Consider the following 17380-nt stretch of genomic DNA (forward strand, 5'->3'; position numbering starts at 1 on the left):
CTCAGTCCTCGTCGCCAGGCTTGGAGAGCTCGGCCTTCAGTGGAAAGGTATTCGATGACGCGATTGTTTCGCCGGCGGCGAGTCCGGACGTCACTTCGACCATCCCATCGTCGCGGCCGCCGAGCACGACGTCCCGCTTCTCGAATCCCTCCGACATCCGCACGAACACGACCTTCCGTCCATCCACGGTCTGCACGGCGGTCGCCGGCACCACCACAGGGACCTGGCGCGATTCCACGGCGATCGCCGCCGTCACGAAGGATCCGGGACGCCAGAGCCGATCCGGATTGTCCAGGGTGGCGACGACGCGCGAGGCCCGCGTTTCCTTGTCCAGCAACGGGCTGACGAAGATGACTTTGCCCGTCCCTACGCTGCTTCCACCTCGGACGGAGACCGCAACCTCCTGCCCTTCTCGGACCGCGGGGAGGTCGGACGAGTTGACCGTCATCTCGACCCAGACCCTGCTGAGGTCGATGATGACAAAGAGCTCGGTCTCGAGGCTGTCTCTTCCGACGGCGGCTCCGCGCTCCACCTTGCGTTCGACCACTTGCCCGGAAATCGGCGCCCGGATGTTCTGCAGCCGCAGCGCCCCCTCGGGCGCGTGAGAGATCGAGGCGATCTCGCTTTCCTCGATACCGAGCGCAAGCAGCTTTTGCCGTGCGATGTCGAGGCGCATCGCCGTCTGCGCGGCAGCGTTGCGCGATTTGATGTACTGCTGCTCTGGCACCGCCCGGCCTTCCCAAAGGGACTTGTCGCGGGCCGTCAGATCCTGCTGCAGATCGTTGGACAGGCGGGCCGCCATGAACTCGCTCTTGGCGTCGGCGACCTCCCGGCTTTCCAACGCGCCCAGAACCTCGCCCTTCGCGATCTCGTCGCCGATGTTCTTGCGGAGTTCGGCGACCGTTCCCGACAGCTTCACCGATACGTGGGCCACCCGGTCGGCGTCCGGCGCGATGACGGCCGGGACGGACAGCCTCGTCGCAATCGTGGCCGGACCGGCCTTGGTCTGTTCGATTTTGGCCAAGGCAATCCGCTCTTCGTCCATCCGGATGATGGGTTTGCGCTCCTCCGCCTGCGGGCGGGGTGGCTGCGGCGGCCCGGCTGCGGCTACGCCCACCGTCTTGCGTAGCGCCGGCGCGCCCGGCTCCCAGGCCGCGAACGCGCCCGCCGCGACGATGGCGGCCAGACCGAGAACCCATAGGGAGTTTCGAGAGGACATCGGGCGACTCCCGGTCATAGATAGCGCGAGATCGCCTTGAACTCGGCGAGTACGGTCTTGGTCGGCTTCGAGGAGCCGCCGTTGGCCGCGACGTCGAGGCAGTTGTCGACGTGATCGTGGATCAGCGTCCGCTTCGCTTCTGTGATCGCCTTCTCGACTGCGTGAAGCTGCTGGGCCAGGTCCAGGCAGGAGCGCCCGTCGTCGAACATCTCGATGACGCGGCGAAGGTGACCCTCCGCGCGCTTCAGGCGCTTGACGATCCGGACGTGGCTTTCATGGGCGTGCTGCTTCGTCATCCCTATATCCTATCCTCGTGGAGGGGATATTCCTAATCTGGAAGGGGCAGAACTGACTGCGGTATCGTAGTTGACTATCATAGGATACCCCCCTATCTTATGGTGCATGTCGCACACCATCACACACAAGTCAAAGCTCCTTGCCCGCGTCCGGCGCATTAAGGGACAACTTGACGCGGTCGAGCGGGCTCTGGAGGCGGAACTGGGCTGCGCCGACGTACTCATGCTCGTCGCATCGGTCCGGGGCGCCGTCGGCGGTCTGACCACGGAACTGCTCGAGGATCACATCCGCCATCACGTCGTCGATCCCGCGCACGAAAAGGATCCGGAAAAAGCCAAGGGCGCAGCTGACCTGATCGAGGTCGTCCGAACGTACTTGAAGTGAGCCGGAGATGCCTGACCTGTCTCAACTGCTCCAGCAGAGCAGCGCAAACGCATGGCTGTTCGTGCCTAGCGCGATCCTCCTCGGCGCGCTGCATGGTCTCGAGCCCGGTCATTCCAAAACCATTATGGCGGCGTTCATCGTCGCCGTCAGGGGCACCGTGCTTCAGGCCGCGCTCCTTGGTCTGTCCGCGACCATCTCCCACACGGCGATCGTTTGGGCGATTGCGCTCGCGGGCCTCTACTTCGGCCAAGAACTCTCCGGCGAACGCAGCGAGGCCTACCTGCAACTCGCGTCCGCCGTCATCATCATCGGCATAGCCGGCTGGATGGTCTGGCGCACCCGGAGCGAGCAGAACGAGGAGCACGACCACCACCATCACGACGAGCCGCACTCCGTCTCGCTGGCCGGACAGTCGCTCTCGCTGCAGATCAACGAAGACGACGCGCCGCCGCGCTGGCGAATGCGGAACGACACCGGCGCGCTCCCGCCAGCCGGCGGCATCCGGGTGACGACGATCCGTGAGGACGGCGCCGAGCAATCGTTCGGGTTCGTCGCCAAGTACGGATACTTAGAGAGCCTTGATGAAATTCCGGAGCCGCACGCGTTCAAGGCGCGCGTCGCACTCGCCGGCGACACCGCCGAGGTTCTGTTCGATGAACACGATCACGACCACATCGATCTGGGCGACGAGGACGACGCTCACGCGCGCCAATGCGGCCGACATCCGGACGCGCTTCGCGGGCCGCACGGCTACGACCGCGCAGATCCTTCTCTTCGGTCTTACCGGCGGGCTGATTCCCTGTCCGGCCGCGATCACCGTTCTGCTGCTCTGCATCCAGTTGAAGCAGTTCACTCTCGGCTTCCTCCTGGTGCTATGCTTCGGCATCGGCCTGGCAATCACCATGGTATCGGCCGGCGTCCTTGCGGCCCTCAGCCTGCGACACGTCGAGCGGAACTGGCGCGGCTTCAGCCGCTTCGCCCACGGGGCCCCCTATGTGTCTGCAGCCTTGATCGTCCTCGTCGGGCTCTACACGGGGTGGATGGGCGTGCACGAACTCGTCTTGTAGGATGCGCGGAGAAAGAGGCCTGGTGTCAAGCAGGAGACCAGGGATGGGCGCACGCTTGCTCTCGATTGCTGTGGTCGTCGCACCCCGCCTAGCGCCGTAGCCGCTCAGATCGCCGCCGATCCGCCGTGGAATCCACATCACATCGGCTCCATACGTCAGGCTGTCCTTGCCAAATGCCCATCGAAACCCAGCGCGGCCCACTCCTTCGTGACCTACCTTCGCAGCGAAGTGCACCTGCAGTACCTTCACTGCGAGGGCGTTACCTTTCTGCGACACGGCGGGATGTCTGAGTGGAGGCCATTACCGCCAGCTTCGACGTTTTCGTGCGCTCGCCAACGATCGATGCAAACAGAATCCGTACTGGCTCGACCGGCGACTTTTCGCCAGCCTCCTTCGCAATCTGGCCGAAGGTCGCGTCAGGCGCGTCGACCTCGCTTATTCACTGTGAGAGACGCAAGATACGGCCAAGCCGTTCTCGCGTCCGGCACCCGTTCCAGAGCTCGCATCCGGAAATCGCAGCGTGATCTTGAGACCTGGTTTGTTGTCGGACAGTTCAATCACGGCTTGATGGAGATCGGTAACGGCAGCAACCAGACTAAGTCCAAGGCCGTTTCCCGCCGTGGTGCGGCTCCGCTCCAGGCGGTAAAATCGCCGGAACACGCGATCTCGCTCGGGTTCCGGGATGCCGGGACCGTCGTCGCTCACCTCCGCGATGACTGTGCCGCGCGAGTGAAATCCGCGCAAGACGATGCGCGTCTTCGTCGGTGTATGCCGCAGCGCGTTTTCCATCAGGTTGGAAAAGAGTTGGATCAGAAGCTCGCGGTCGCCATTGATCGGAAGCTCGTCGGCAAGTTGCAACTCCAAAGCTCGGCCGCCGTCCTCGATTGTCGGCTCGTAAGCATCCGCAACCGTCCGCATGACCTCCTCCAGATCGACCAAACGGAACGACGCGCGTCGAGCCCCGGCCTCGATTTGCGCGATTCTCAAGAGTGCCGAAAATGTCTCGAGGAGCTGGTCTGCGTTCTCGATGGCCTGATCGATGGCACGTTGATAATCGACTGGCGAGCACGCCCGCGCTTTGGCGGACTCGAGGCGCTGGCGCAGGTGAGTGAGCGGTGTCCGGAGATCGTGGGCAATATCGCTGGAGACCTGTCGCAGGCTCTCAAGCAAATCCGCGATGCGATCGAGCATCGTGTTCAAGGTCGCGGAAAGCCGATCGAAGTCGTCGCCCGAGCCCGTCAGGGCGATGCGCTGAGACAAGTCGCCGGCAATGATTGCTTCCGCAGTCCGGCTGACGTGGTCAACCCGCTTGAGCAGCGAGCGGGTGAAGAGGATCCCAGCCGCCAGACCGAGCACGAGTGCAAGGCCGAGCGCGATGAAAAACCCATTCAGGACCACATCTTCGACGTCCTCGACGCTTTCGAGATTGTCGGCAACGACGAGCGTCAAGCCGTTTGCCAATGCAGTCGACTCCACCAGGATCTGGTCGGTTGCGTCTTCGCCATGGGACCGAGGCACGATCTTCGGTCGTGCGGTCGACGTTGCGGCAAATTCAGCCAGATAGCTTTCACCGATCAGGACGTGGCCTTCGGCATTGACAATGGCATAATGCAGACGCCGCTTGGCGGCCGAAGATCGCTCCTCGATCGTAGAGCGCAAGCCCTCCATGCCGTGGCGCCGATATTCGGCCAGCAGCGACGAAGACTCCGCGTCCATGCGGTCCCGCGCCTGATGCTCAAGAGCGGACGTCACCGTGATTTCGGCAACCCAGGCGATGACAGAGACGGACAGTACGAAGACGACCGTGTGAAGCAGAGCGAAGCGGAACCCCGTGCTTCTAAAAAGTCTAGGGGCGGGCACGGAGAATGTATCCTGAACCGCGAACCGTCTCGATCAGCTCAGTGTCGAAACCGCGATCGATTTTTGACCGCAGCCGGCTAATGTGAGTTTCTACGATGTTCGTTTTCGGATCGAAATGGAAATCCCAGACACTCTCCAAGAGCATCGTGCGCGTTACGACCCGACCGGCATTGCGCACCAAATACTCCAACAGACGGAATTCGCGGGGTTGTAAGTCGATGTCCAGACCGGCGCGGCGCACTTCTCGGCTGATCAGGTCCATCTCCAGGTCCGCGACTTTCAACACGGTCTCGACTTGGGCCATTGGCGGCCGTCGGGCCAGGGCATTGATCCGGGCCGACAGCTCGGCAAACGCGAACGGCTTGACGAGGTAGTCGTCCGCGCCGGCCTCGAGGCCTTCGACGCGATCACCGACGCCAGACATCGTTGTCAGAAAGAGCACTGGGGTCTTGAGTCCCGTCGCACGGGCCGTCTTGACCACCGAGAGGCCGTCGAGATGGGGAAGCATCCGGTCGACGATCAGGATATCGTAGGCCTCGCTGGTCGCCATGAACAACCCGTCACGACCATTTGTCGCGATGTCCACCACGTGACCCTGTTCCCGCAAGCCCCGCCTGAGATAGGACCCCGTCTCGGCGTCGTCCTCGATTACAAGAACACGCATCGCCTGCATCTCCCATCGCATGAGCCCGCCGCCTCGCGATCAGGTACGATCCTACAATGCCGGCGCGTCGTCAAACGCGCCGCTCGACCGGAACGGCCTCCTCGCCCTCGTGGCTGAGCGTCATATAGACTATCACGCCGGCAATAACGGTCAGGAACACCGCGCTCGTGATCACGGTGCCAAGTCCCAAGCCGCCATTTCCGATCGGTTGCGACAGGAGATCGCCGAAGGATGCGCCCATCGGGCGCGTCACAATATAAGCGAGCCAGAATGCGAGGATGGAGTTCATCTTCAGCCCGAAATAGCCGAATGCAATAACGGCGATGACTGCGCCGTACACCAGCCCGGCCTGCAGATAGCCCAGGTTCAGGCCTTCAGCGGCGAGGTCTCCGGCGGCCGTGCCGAGGGCGAACGTCAACAAGATGGCCAGCCAGTAAAACAGTTCGCGCCGGGTGGTGTAGATGGTATGAATGGAAAGGGTCCTTTCCACCAGATACCATACGGCGAAGGTTGCCGCGAGCGCGATGGCGAAGCCGATGCTGGCGGCCTCTTGGCTGACGCCGAGGTGATCGACAAGGCTGTCGGTGAGCAGGGTGCCGACAATGCTGACCAGAACCACGGTCACCCAGTAGATCCAGGGTACATATCTCTTCTGCGCAAACTGCACCATCAGCGCGGCGAGCAAGAGCCCGCTCATCAGCAAGGATGTCTTCGAGAGGCCGAGACCCAGATTTGCGTTGAGGAAGTCTGCCGCCGTCTCGCCGACGGTCACAGCCATCAGTTTGATCAACCAGAAGTCGACTGTTACCTTCGGTACGCGATTGTAGATGGCGCTTAGGGGCGGCTGGGTTGCATGCATCGGATCGGCTCCTATTCGAGAACTGCTGCCAATTGCGTACGGCTCCCGCGCGTTCGACGCGCAAGCCGAGGGTCAAAAAACATTCGAGAAGATGCGCGAGAGGAAGGAACTGGGGCCGCCGTGTAGCGGCCCCAGTCGTCGAGATCAGTCGTCGTCGCCTTCGTGACCGTTCTCGTTCTGCTCGTTGTGGGCAGTGACGGTTTTCACCACCTTGCCCGATTGGGGGGCGATCAGCACCTTGTGGCGGGTGCCGCCCTTGAGGACCTGCACTTCGAGATAGACCGTACCATCTTGATCCTCGATGCCCGAGCCGACGGCCTTGCCGCCGACCGCTTGTTCTGCGGTTGCCATGGCCTCTGCCATACTGACCTTGGCGTTGGCCATGACCGCCGCTTCGTCGGTCGGAGCATCGCGGTTTTTGGCGTAAGCCGCGACCGAGCCGCCGATCGCGCCCGAGGCAAGAGTACCGGCCAGGATAGCGGTCATAAGTTTGGTGCTGAGCATTGGTGCCTCCTTTCGTCCGCCGCGAAGCGAAGGCTTCGCTGATAGGCCGAACCATGACCGGGAGAGCATTGCCTGAATTCGACCGACGCTATACGTTTTGGTAATGATCGCCCGGATATCGCGACGGGCGCCGCGACTTGCGGTCCGCCTCGGGACCCAAAAATCCATTATGGAAAACGGATGATCACCTCGATGATCGGCTGACGCAAGGCGACTGTCGCGCGCATCACGATGGCCGCCAATAGCGCCGTGCCCATGCCGCCGACTACGTCCGAAACGTAGTGCGTTCCGACGTAGATGCGCGAGACCATCAGCAGCGCCGCCGGAATCGCCAAGATCAGCGCGCGGAGCCGGCGATGCTGCAGCAGTGTCGCGGCGACGATCGCTATCGCGGCCGTGGCATGATCTGAAGGAAAGGAGGGGTCGGAGCTGGGTGCGACGATGAGATGGGTTATACCTAGCTCGTAGGGGCGGAGACGACTTACAAACAACAGGATAAACTGGTTGATGAGGAGACCGAAAAGAAAGGTCAGTCCGGCGTCGACCGCGAGCATCCTCTCGTTTGCCCTGTCCTCACGTTGCCACCACCGCACCGCGACCGCCAGAACCATGACCGGAACCGTGTAATCCGTCACCCCGATCATGAACCAATCGAGCATAGGACGATGTCCGGCCGAGCTGTTGAGCCACTGAGTAAGCGCGATATCGAGACCTTGTCGCATGCGTGGTGCTAAGCCTCCAGGAAAGCAACGCCAATCTGGGTTTGCGTTCTCCAGGCGGCCCGGCAGGCCTTTTGCGCGTTGTCGGCGTTTACAAGAAGGATGAACTCGTCCGGAATTCCGCAGGTGTTTTCGACATTCAGCGCAGCGCCACCTCGCGACAGGTTCTTGATGGTGCAGTCGATGATTGAGCGCCCGTGGTTGAAAACAATCTTGCCACCCTTGAAGGTGCGCCGTCTCTCCGCTTGCCGCTTCTCCATGACTGCCCCAACTCGGCGCGATCCATCCGACGAGAACAGGAGCCTAGCAGTCAACACCTGACTGGGCCCTCACCAAAACTATACCGATTTGTAATGTCGGCTCGACGAGTTCTGGCGAGTAGGGGGCGCTTTAATGCATGCGACGCTCGCAGTCCTCACCTTCCGGATGAGGCGATAGCATTCGACTTGCGGTTTGCAAGTCTGCCCTCGCGCCGCCTTGCAGTCCGCAGAATACGAAATTGTATAGAGCCCGTAACCTCGCGGAAGGAGAACAGATTGCACTCTGCGCGTTGTCGCGTCGTTCAAATCAGGAGGTGCTCACATGCAAGAGAGAAATGCAGGTCGCCATGCAGGGCAGGACTTCTCATCACCGTCTGCTTCAATCGAGCTGCAGGATTTTGCCACCAAAGTACCGGCGGTTACTCTCTCGTTCTGGGTGATCAAGATCGCCGCCACCACGCTGGGCGAGACCGGCGGCGATACCGTTAGCATGACGTTGCATTGGGGGTACCTCGCCAGCACCGCGCTGTTTCTCTCGATCCTTGCGGTCTTGGTCGTGATGCAGACCGCAGCGAAGAGGTTCCACCCGTTCCTTTACTGGGCCACCATCATCGCATCGACCACGGCCGGCACGACCATGGCTGATTTTGCCGATCGCTCGCTCGGTATCGGCTATGCTGGCGGCTCCTCGATCCTATTTGCTTGCGTCATCTTTACCCTGTGTTTGTGGTACTGGTCGCAGGGCTCGATCTCCGTCGACACCGTGAACACGCCAAAGGTCGAGGCGTTCTATTGGGCGGCGATCACCTTCTCGCAAACCCTGGGCACCGCTCTGGGCGACTGGACGGCCGATTCGACCGGGCTTGGGTACGAAGGCGGGGCGATCGTCTTTGCGGCAGGACTTGCCGTCCTCGCCGCACTGTATTATCGGACCACAGTTTCGCGGGTTCTGCTGTTCTGGGCAGCGTTTATCCTGACACGACCATTGGGCGCAACCGTGGGCGACTTCTTCGACAAGCCGGTCAGCCAGGGCGGCCTGCACCTGAGCCGCCCAATCGCCTCGGCCGTGATTGCCGTCTTCATCGTCGCCTGCCTCCTGATTTTCCCGCAGCGGGCTGGCAGACATCCGGCAGGGCGCCTCGCCAGCGATGCAGTCTAGACCCTACGCCCACCTGGCGAGGCGCGGCCTAGCATCAGGTGAAGACAGCTCCCAAAGGAAGCCTGTGCAGGATATGCGAACAGCGACCCCATTGCAGTATGGCACCACCGCGAGAGTTCTTCACTGGCTCGTTGTCGTACTGCTGCTCGCGCAATATTCGATTGGATGGCTGATGCCGGACATTCACCGAGGCGAGCAGCCGGGCATCGCCATGACCCTCCACGCCAGCCTTGGGGTCTTGATCCTGGCCGTAATGCTGCTGCGGTTCGCATGGCGGCTTACCCATCCTGTCGCGCCAGAGAGCTCGCTGTCCACCTGGCAGCGCTTGAGCTCGGAAATGGTGCACTGGTCGCTTTACGCGCTGGTGCTCGCGACGACGCTCACAGGATGGCTGTTCGCCTCTTTTCGTGGCTGGTCGGTCTCCTTCTTGTTCCTGACGCCGCTGCCGATGCTGGGCTCTGTCGATGCGACCGCCGCTCGAGCCATTGATGGCCTCCACCAAGCCATGGAATGGACCCTGCTGGCGTTCATCGTTATCCATGTGTCGGCAGCCCTATTGCACATCCTGCTGTACCGCGATGGGGTCGTGCAGCGGATGCTACGATAGAGCCCTTTCGTCGCGCGCGTTCGCGGGCGGCGTGGAGCATTGCAGCTTCATCCGCGGGATCTCGGAATCAGATAGATTTCCATGCCGGGCGCGTCATCGAGTGACCAGCTGGAAGGCCACCCGTTCAGGAGCCCGGCCCCTCCTTGAGGGGTCGGCCACGCCTCTCATGGCTTTCGCGCCCGGTCACGTTCGGAACAGCCGGCCTGCCCAGGTCCATCACAACAGACCCAGGCTGCGGACCAGCATGTAGATTGCGACTGCGAATATGAGCGCCGCAAACACGGTGTTCAACGCGCCTTTGCGGCCAGCGAGGGAGGTCGCGGAGCGGGCGCCGAGAAGCCCGCCGAGAACGCCGCCGACGATGAACAACCCGGCGAGAGACCAATCCACAAGGCCGGACAACGCGTAGTTCGCCGCAGTTGTCAGCCCGAACGCGGTGACCGCCAGGAGCGAGGAACCCACCGCGTACAAGATCGGCATGCCGGTGGCTGCGATCAGGGCGGGCACGATGAGGAAGCCACCGCCGATCCCGAAGAAGCCGGATAGGGCTCCCGTGGTGAGGCCGAAGGCCACAAGCTTCGGCAGATTTTCCCGGTTGAGCCTCACCGACGGCTCGCCCTCTCCGGAGCGGCCCCTCAGCATCAGCGCGCCCACCACCAGCATGACCATGGCGAAGAGGGCGATCAGCTTCTGTCCATCGATGATCTTGCCGAGAGTGGAGCCGAGAAAGGCGCCGGCTACGCCTGCGAGCGCGAACACCGAGGCGCAGCGCCACTTCACGTTACCGGCGCGGACGTGGTTCGCCAAGTTGGCGGCAGCGTTCGTCGCGACGGCGATGGCGCTGGTCCCGATCGCGACATGCGGGTCCGATACCCCGACCAAATAGATCAGCAGTGGAACGGCCAGAATGGAGCCGCCGCCTCCGACTAGGCCAGCGAGAAGCCTACCAGCGCGCCGGAGGCGAGACCGAGCGCGCCTTGGGTGAGCGATAACATAGCGAAAGCTCCCAAATTCACGCGTCACGCAGCTCGCGCCGGCGCGCCGTAAACCGCGCGATTCCAGGGCGCTCGCATCCGAATGCGGGCCATGCCACAGCCGGTGACCGCAGCGGTGATCAGTCCAACACGGACGAAAGCCGGCACGGCGAAGAACCAGGGCGACACCAGAAGGCCGAGCAGCGTGCCAAAGAAGGCAAGACTTCCGGCCCGATCTGCACCTTACGTTGGAGTTCGATGGGCTGACGTCGGTCTATCGCGACCGACAGACCAGCCTTGCGCCAAGCGTCGAGCCCGCCATCAACGACGAAGGCCTCGCAAGCGGCATCGAGTTTTGCAGCGAGCCGCGGCGCATTGGCTTGGGTAAAGGCGCCGCTCCTGCAATGGAAGATGATCGGCTTGTGATGCGCCGCAAGATCAGCCTCGTCGAGTTTCGACAACGGCAGGTTTCGAGCACCCGGTATCTTCTCGCGCGCGTGCTCGTCACTTTCGCGGATGTCGATGAGGGTGGCGCCCCCATCGTGAGGACGGCTGGCGTCCGTCGGGTTGATAGTCGGTAGCGACATTCCTGGTTCCTTCTTGGCTTATCTGCTCTTGGCTTTGACGGGCGCGCAGTACAGCTTGTGCAGCGTGGCGAAGAGCTGCTCGATGCGCGGATCGGTGATGCGATACCAGAGCGTCTGGCTTTCCCGCCGGAAAGTGACGAGATCCTCGTCGCGCATCTTCGCGAGATGCTGCGAGAGCGCCGATTGCGACAGGCCGACGGCCTCGGCGAGGGAACTCACGCTGTCCTCCCCGCATTCAAAGAGCCTGCACAGGATCATCAGCCGACGCTCATTGGCGAGAGCGCGCAGGATGGAGGCAACCTCACCGCCTGCTTTTCGAAAGTTTCCGGATCGACGTTGCTGAGGCCACCGCCCTGTTCCCATTATTTCAGTCATTGCTCAATTAGGTATTGCTAATATCTCGCCAAGACAAGCGAACATGACATCAGGAGTTCCATTATGTCACGACCAATCATCCGACCGTTCTTCGACGAGCCGACCAACACGGTGAGCTACCTGGTCGCCGACGCGGCGACGAAAAAGGCCGCGATCATCGACCCCGTGTTCGACTACGATCACAATTCCGGCGAGGTGGATACGCGCTCCGTCGAGGCGATGCTGGCAGCCGCCGGACAAGCGGGCAACATCGTCGAATGGGTGCTGGAGACCCACGCGCATGCCGACCACCTCTCGGGCGCACCGTTCATCAAGGCGAAGACCGGCGCGAAGATCGGCATTGGCGAGCACATCAAGGACGTGCAGCGCATCTTCCGCCCCATCTTCAACGCGACCGACTTGAAGACCGACGGCAGCGACTTCGATCATCTGTTCCGCGACGGCGAGCGCTTCAAGATCGGCGAACTCGACGTCGAGGTTCTGTACACGCCGGGGCACACGCCGGCGGACATCTCTTACAAGATCGAGGATGCCGTGTTCGTCGGCGACACATTGTTCATGCCTGACTACGGCACCGCACGCGCCGACTTCCCGGGCGGCGATGCTCACAAGCTCTACCGGTCGATCAAGCGGCTGCTGTCGCTGCCGCAGGAAACTCGGCTGTTCATGTGTCACGACTACAAGGCTCCCGGCCGCGACACTTTCGCGTGGGAGACCACGGTACGCGAGCAGCGCGAGAACAACGTCCACGTCAAGGAAGGCGTTTCGGAAGACGAATTCGTCACCATGCGGGAGGCGCGCGACACCAAACTGTCGGCGCCGAGGCTGCTGCTGCCTTCCATTCAGGTCAACATTCGCGCCGGCAAATTCCCGCCGGCCGAAGCCAACGGGGTGCGCTATCTCACGATCCCAGTGAAGCTGAAGGGCGGGGCGCAGACCTGCGTATAGGCCCGAGACAATCGCGCGTCACATGCCGCGGCACCGGTCGGCATCATACGTCGAACGTCAGCTCCGATCTGGTGCCGCTGCGACCCTCGCGGTTCGATAGGGTGAGTTTCGCCCCGACCTTCGCAAGCGCGAGCTTGACGATCGCAAGGCCCAAACCGCTTCCGATAGGACTTCTCAGTCTGCCCCGGAAGAAGCGCTTTCCGATTTGGTCGAGTTCGTCGGCGGGGATCCCCGGCCCCTCGTCCTCGATGACGAGCGCGTGGCCCCGGGCCGTCCACGCGACCCGTCCCTCGCGCGTGTGCTGCACTGCGTTTTCATGCAGGTTCCTAAGCGCGAGTTGAAGACATTCGGCATTCGTGTTGAGCGTCATCGTCCTGACGCTCTCGTCGATCGTCACCGTCGTCCGTTCGTGCCTTGGAGTTGCGGCGACGATCTCCTCCAGGATCGGGCCGACCGCGACCGGCGCCAACGGTGCATCGGCGGTGTCGGAATCCAGCCTTGCGATCGTCAGGAGCTGGCGCACCAGGCGCGCGCTCCTGTCGACAGCGGTGACGATCTGTTCCAACGCCCCGCGCACGACCTTTGGGTCGTCGGCGGCCAAAGCCACCTGGGCTTGCGTCTTCAGGCCCGCCAGCGGTGTGCGCAGTTCGTGTGCCGCGAAGGCTGTCACTTCGCGTTCATGCCGGCGCGCGGCTTCGACCCTGCTGAGAAGCCCGTTCAAGGCGACCGCGAGCGGCCTGACCTCGGTCGGAGCACGTTCGGTCTCGACGTGCCGCATGTCGTCCGGCTCGCGCGCGCCGAGATCCTGAGCCATCCGCCGCAGTGGGCGCAGGCCCTGTCCCACGCTCGCCCAGATCGCGGCGCCGAGCAGCGGTGCGATCAGCAGCGCAGGCCACATCAGCCCCTTGATCAGGTCGGTCACCAGACGCTCCCGCAGCCCGACGCGGTCCCCCACCATCACACGCAGATTGTGATCGGCGTCCTCGACCGAGAACACGCGCCAGGGTTCGCCGTCGATGATCCGGTCCGAGAAGCCGGAGGCGGCGGGCGAGAGCTGCTGGTCGGGCGCGCCGCTCGATTTCGCGACCATGCGACCGTCGAGCGACCAGATCTGGCACGACAGTTGACGTTCGTAGCTGCCGAGCGGCTGTACCGCGGACGGGGTTGAGCTTCCCGGAAGGGTGTCAAAGCCGGACGCGAGAGAGGCCACCATGCGCGCGGCCTCCTGCAGGCGCGTGTCGAGAACGTGCTCCACCTCGTCGCGGCTTCCGACGTAGATCCAGACGACTGCCGCCAACCAGACGATCCCGGTCGCTGCGAGCAGCATCGCGAACAGCCTCAGTCTCAAGGACCTCATCGGGCTGTCCCCATCCGGTAGCCTACGCCGCGCAGCGTCTGGATCGTGTCCTTGCCGATCTTGTTGCGGAGATTGTGGATGTGAACCTCGACCGCGTTGCTCTCGACGTCCTCCTGCCATCCGTAGAGGCGCTCTTCCAGTTCGGCACGCGAACGGACCTGCTCCGGACGCTCCATCAGCGCCGCCAGGATCGCGAACTCGCGGCGCGACAGGTTGATCGGCTCGCCGGCGACGGTTGCCGAGAGATCAGCAGGCGAGAGCACGATGGCGCCGTGGGTCATGGCCGGAGCCGCACGACCGCCTTCCCGGCGGACGATGGCGCGCAAGCGCGCTGCCAGTTCATCGAGATCGAATGGTTTCGCCAGATAGTCGTCAGCTCCGGAATCCAGTCCCGAGACCTTGTCGCCGACGCTGTCGCGCGCCGTCAGGAGCAGGACGGGCGTCGCGTCCCTGCGTCCCCGGAGCTTGCGCAACAGATCCAGACCGCTTCCATCCGGCAGCATGATGTCGAGCACGACCGCCGAGTAGCGCGACGTCGCGAGCGCGGTGTCGGCATCCTCGCAGGTGCCGACCGCGTCGACCGTGGCGCCGGTCAAGGACAGTCCCGTCCGCAGACCATCGGCCAGGATCGGATCGTCTTCGACGACGAGTATGCGCATCAGTACCTCCGAGGTTCCTCTCGGTCCCCAGCCTTAAGGCTGGCTTAAGGTAGCCCATATTCATGTCGCGGTATCCGCTCACAAACACCGGACCGATACCGAACATGCCCCGCTTTGGACTATTATCGATCCTGTTGCTCGTTCTCTTGTCACCGTTCGCACCCGGCCGGGCGGGAACGCCGCCTTCCGCCGACCAGGCGTTCCAATTGAAGGTTTCGCGCGACGACGCGGGGCTGTCGCTCACCTGGGCGATAGGGCCGGGCAGCTACCTCTACCGCGCAATGATCGCCGCCAAGAACGCGGTGCCTCCCGGGGCACCTGTCACAGTCCAAACGCCCCAGGGAGAACCCAAGGACGATCCGGATTTCGGGCCGCAGGAGATCTATCGGAACTCGGCGAAAGCCCAGATCCCATCTGCCGACCTGCGAGGGCTGCGCGAAATCGCAGTGACCTATCAGGGTTGTGCGGAACAGTACCAAATCTGCTACCCCCCGGTCGCCAAGACGATCAATCTGGAAACGCTGGCCCTCAAGGACCGCGACGCCACCGCCCCGTCCTCGTCCGGATCCTCATCGTTCGTGGACGCTCCGGATGCCGCGGTTGGAGCGAGCGACGGCGTCTCGGCGACGATCGCGCCCGCACCTGGCGAAGGCATCTCCCACTGGGTGACGCTCGGCGGCATGCTGGCCTCGTTCTTCGGCTTCGGCATTCTATTGTCGTTCTCACCCTGCACCTTCCCGCTGGTGCCGATCTTCTTCGGTCTGATGGCCCGGTCGCAGGAGCGTCTTTCGTTCGGCCGGGGGCTTGCCCTCGCGGCGACGTTTGTCGGAGCGTCCGCATCGGCCTACGCAACGCTTGGTGCGTTCGCAGCCTGGTCCGGATCCGGAGAGAACCTGCAGATCCTGCTGCAGACGCCGGTTGCGCTTGGCGTAATGAGCGCCGTCCTCGTCACCCTCTCGCTGTCTATGTTCGGCCTGTTCGAGATCCAGCTGCCGGCCGCCTTGGTCGAGCGGATATCGGGCGCGGCCTCCGGAGGCGGTCGCGGACCGCTGGCCGCAGCCGCCGTTCTCGGATTCGGATCGGCACTGATCGCCGGCCCCTGCGTGACACCTCCGCTGGCCACGGCCCTGCTGTACGTCGCTCGCACCGGCGACGTGATGCGCGGCATGGCGGCCCTCTTCCTGTTCGGCGTCGGCATGGGCGTGCCGATTCTGGTCTTCGGAGCGTTGGGACCGCGGTTCCTGCCGAAGCCAGGTCGCTGGCTCGTCCGCGTCAGGCATGCCTTCGGCTTCATCCTGCTCGCCGTCGCGATCTCGATCTTTTCCCGCGTTCTGTCGCAGCAGACCACGCTGCAGCTTTGGGGCGCGCTCGCGACGGGTGTCTCCGTCTATCTCGGAACGCAATTCCTTATGACGCACAGTCGATGGCGCTTTGTGTCCATGGGCCTGGCGAGCATTTCGCTTCTGATTGGCTCGGTCCTGATGATCGGATCGGCAGGTGACGACAGTCTCAACGCGACCCGCATCCTCGATCGGTTCGTGACGCGCGAGACCGGATCCGAAGACCCCGTCCGAACGATCCGATCGGTCGCCGCCTTGGACGACGAACTCGCTACGGCCCGCGCGGACGGCAAGCCCGTCATGCTCGACTTCTCCGCCGAGTGGTGCGTCGAATGCAGGGGCATGGATGCCGTCCTGCGCAAACCTGAAGTCCGTGCACGCCTGCAAGCCTTCAGAATGGTGCGTGCCGACGTGACCGCCGTCGACGACGCGAGCCGAGCCCTGATGAAGCGCTTCGACATCGTCGGGCCGCCGACCATTCTGCTGTTCGGCACGCTCGGAAGCGTCGATCCGACGGTCAAAATCGTCGGCGCGGTCGATGCCGACGCCCTGGTCGGAAAGCTGTCGGCGGCCACCTCGGCCGACTGACCTCAACTCCCAGAACAAGGAAAACTAACATGCTTCAGCACGTCTCCAGACGCACGCTCGCCCAAATGATCGCCGTCGCGGGCGCCCGCTATCTGGTCGGCCCCGCGCGCGCCGACGACGCTCCCAGCGAAGCGGACATATCGCGCGAAGCCATTCTCTACGATCCGGCCGCGCCGACCGCGGGAAACCCGAAGGGCGATCTGACCATCGTCGTCTTCTTCGACTACAACTGCCCCTTCTGCAAACAGGCGGAGCCAGAGCTCGAGCGGCTGGTGAAGACCGACGGCAAGATTCGCCTCGTCTATAAGGATTGGCCGATTCTGACGCCGGATTCCATCAAGGGTGCGCAGTGGGCGCTGGCCGCGAAGTATCAGAACCGCTACGACGCCGCGCACTTCGCGATGATGGGAATTCCCGGGCCGAAGATTCCGGCCGAGCGTATGCGTGAAGCGATCGCGAAGTCCGGCGTCGACATGGATCGTCTCGATGCCGATCTGAAGGCCCACGGCGACGACATCACCAAGCTCCTGCGACGCAATCTTGCCCAGGCCGATTCGCTAGGCCTGATGGGCACGCCCGCCTACATCGTCGGCCAGTACCGGGTGACGCAGGCGTTGAACTACGAAGGCTTCAAGCGCGTCGCCGCCGACGCGCGCGCCCGCGCAAAGAAGTGAGCAACGGGGCCCCTCTTAAGCCTGGCTTAAGCTGCAGATCGAGACTGACCGCCATTGGCGAAGTCACGTTGGGATCGATCGGATGTCGGGGCCGCACTTCTTCTCAGAGGACGGACGCATGGCGGGCACACCAAATCTGGACAGCCTCAAGGCGGAAGACGAAGGTGTCCGCCTCGTTCACAAGGATTGGCCGATCCTGACGAACGCCTCTCTCTATGACGCCCGCCTCGCGTGGGAGTTCGGTATAAAGGCGGGTACGACACGGCACACCACACGCTC

18 protein-coding genes and 2 pseudogenes are annotated in these 17380 nt (G+C 63.1%); 7 read left to right on the plus strand and 13 right to left on the minus strand.

The features are described from left to right. Window position 1 precedes the first annotated feature (1 nt). Together K408_RS0129510 and K408_RS0129515 are read right to left on the minus strand one after the other, a co-directional pair. Window positions 2-1219: an efflux RND transporter periplasmic adaptor subunit gene (locus K408_RS0129510; RefSeq protein WP_024342021.1), complete on the minus strand. Its 1218-nt coding sequence runs from the start codon at window positions 1217-1219 to the stop codon at window positions 2-4. Window positions 1220-1233: 14 nt separating this feature from the next. After that, window positions 1234-1515, minus strand: a complete 282-nt coding sequence (locus K408_RS0129515; protein WP_024342020.1) for a metal-sensing transcriptional repressor — start codon at window positions 1513-1515, stop codon at window positions 1234-1236. A 106-nt stretch (window positions 1516-1621) separates the two neighbouring features. On the opposite strand from K408_RS0129515, the gene K408_RS0129520 reads away from it, so the two are divergent. Next, window positions 1622-1900, plus strand: a complete 279-nt coding sequence (locus K408_RS0129520) for a metal/formaldehyde-sensitive transcriptional repressor (RefSeq protein ID WP_024342019.1) — start codon at window positions 1622-1624, stop codon at window positions 1898-1900. Window positions 1901-1907: 7 nt separating this feature from the next. Continuing rightward, window positions 1908-2967, plus strand: a pseudogene (locus K408_RS39095) (HoxN/HupN/NixA family nickel/cobalt transporter). A gap of 435 nt (window positions 2968-3402) precedes the next feature. On the opposite strand, the gene K408_RS39100 reads toward K408_RS39095, so the two are convergent. The 6 genes from K408_RS39100 to K408_RS0129565 all read right to left on the minus strand — a co-directional run bounded on the left by K408_RS39100 (window position 3403) and on the right by K408_RS0129565 (window position 7833). After that, window positions 3403-4827 carry a HAMP domain-containing sensor histidine kinase gene (locus tag K408_RS39100; RefSeq protein ID WP_155248690.1) on the minus strand — a complete coding sequence of 475 codons (1425 nt, stop codon included), beginning with the start codon at window positions 4825-4827 and terminating at the stop codon, window positions 3403-3405. Beyond that, the gene (locus K408_RS0129545; protein WP_024342016.1) at window positions 4814-5491 is read right to left on the minus strand and encodes a winged helix-turn-helix domain-containing protein; all 678 of its coding nucleotides are present in this window, start codon (window positions 5489-5491) and stop codon (window positions 4814-4816) included. The genes K408_RS39100 and K408_RS0129545 overlap by 14 nt, the downstream gene beginning before the upstream one ends. A 70-nt stretch (window positions 5492-5561) precedes the next feature. Beyond that, window positions 5562-6350, minus strand: coding sequence for a COG4705 family protein (locus K408_RS39105; RefSeq protein WP_024342015.1), 789 nt, complete (start codon window positions 6348-6350; stop codon window positions 5562-5564). A 144-nt stretch (window positions 6351-6494) separates the two neighbouring features. After that, window positions 6495-6854, minus strand: a complete 360-nt coding sequence (locus K408_RS0129555; protein ID WP_028146047.1) for a PepSY domain-containing protein — start codon at window positions 6852-6854, stop codon at window positions 6495-6497. A 167-nt stretch (window positions 6855-7021) separates the two neighbouring features. Then, entirely contained in the window at window positions 7022-7576 is a 555-nt protein-coding gene (locus K408_RS39110; RefSeq protein ID WP_051160729.1) for a phosphatase PAP2 family protein, read from the minus strand. Between the two features lie 8 nt (window positions 7577-7584). Next, complete coding sequence (locus K408_RS0129565; protein ID WP_024342012.1) at window positions 7585-7833, minus strand: PilZ domain-containing protein; 249 nt, start codon at window positions 7831-7833, stop codon at window positions 7585-7587. Window positions 7834-8269: 436 nt separating this feature from the next. Between K408_RS0129565 and K408_RS0129570 the strand changes: the two genes are divergently transcribed. Next, the gene (locus K408_RS0129570; protein WP_245265929.1) at window positions 8270-8992 is read left to right on the plus strand and encodes a COG4705 family protein; all 723 of its coding nucleotides are present in this window, start codon (window positions 8270-8272) and stop codon (window positions 8990-8992) included. A 73-nt stretch (window positions 8993-9065) separates the two neighbouring features. Beyond that, window positions 9066-9599: a cytochrome b gene (locus K408_RS0129575; protein ID WP_024342010.1), complete on the plus strand. Its 534-nt coding sequence runs from the start codon at window positions 9066-9068 to the stop codon at window positions 9597-9599. Window positions 9600-9815: 216 nt separating this feature from the next. Here the strand turns inward: K408_RS0129575 and K408_RS39115 are convergent. The 3 genes and pseudogenes from K408_RS39115 to K408_RS39120 form a co-directional block, all read right to left on the minus strand. After that, a pseudogene (locus K408_RS39115) lies at window positions 9816-10594 on the minus strand (sulfite exporter TauE/SafE family protein). Between the two features lie 119 nt (window positions 10595-10713). Continuing rightward, on the minus strand, window positions 10714-11160 hold the full coding sequence (locus tag K408_RS41370; protein ID WP_245265928.1) for a rhodanese-like domain-containing protein: 447 nt from the start codon (window positions 11158-11160) through the stop codon (window positions 10714-10716). Between the two features lie 18 nt (window positions 11161-11178). Further along, a complete protein-coding gene (locus K408_RS39120) occupies window positions 11179-11523 on the minus strand; it encodes an ArsR/SmtB family transcription factor (protein ID WP_024342008.1) in 345 nt (114 codons plus the stop codon). Between the two features lie 75 nt (window positions 11524-11598). Here K408_RS39120 and K408_RS39125 point away from each other — a divergent pair, with 75 nt between their 5' ends. Beyond that, window positions 11599-12483: an MBL fold metallo-hydrolase gene (locus tag K408_RS39125; RefSeq protein ID WP_024342007.1), complete on the plus strand. Its 885-nt coding sequence runs from the start codon at window positions 11599-11601 to the stop codon at window positions 12481-12483. Window positions 12484-12526: 43 nt separating this feature from the next. Here K408_RS39125 and K408_RS0129600 read toward each other — a convergent pair whose 3' ends face one another. Together K408_RS0129600 and K408_RS0129605 are read right to left on the minus strand one after the other, a co-directional pair. Then, window positions 12527-13840 carry an ATP-binding protein gene (locus tag K408_RS0129600; RefSeq protein ID WP_024342006.1) on the minus strand — a complete coding sequence of 438 codons (1314 nt, stop codon included), beginning with the start codon at window positions 13838-13840 and terminating at the stop codon, window positions 12527-12529. Beyond that, window positions 13837-14499, minus strand: coding sequence for a response regulator (locus K408_RS0129605; protein ID WP_024342005.1), 663 nt, complete (start codon window positions 14497-14499; stop codon window positions 13837-13839). The genes K408_RS0129600 and K408_RS0129605 overlap by 4 nt, the downstream gene beginning before the upstream one ends. 104 nt (window positions 14500-14603) lie before the next feature. Here K408_RS0129605 and dsbD point away from each other — a divergent pair, with 104 nt between their 5' ends. Together dsbD and K408_RS0129615 are read left to right on the plus strand one after the other, a co-directional pair. Further along, on the plus strand, window positions 14604-16427 hold the full coding sequence (gene dsbD, locus K408_RS39130) for a protein-disulfide reductase DsbD (protein WP_029674426.1): 1824 nt from the start codon (window positions 14604-14606) through the stop codon (window positions 16425-16427). 29 nt (window positions 16428-16456) lie between these two features. Next, window positions 16457-17101: a DsbA family protein gene (locus K408_RS0129615; protein WP_024342003.1), complete on the plus strand. Its 645-nt coding sequence runs from the start codon at window positions 16457-16459 to the stop codon at window positions 17099-17101. The last annotated feature ends 279 nt before the right edge of the window (window positions 17102-17380 follow it).

It is taken from the genome of Bradyrhizobium sp. in8p8, from assembly GCF_000426845.1.
Lineage (GTDB): Bacteria > Pseudomonadota > Alphaproteobacteria > Rhizobiales > Xanthobacteraceae > Bradyrhizobium > Bradyrhizobium japonicum_C.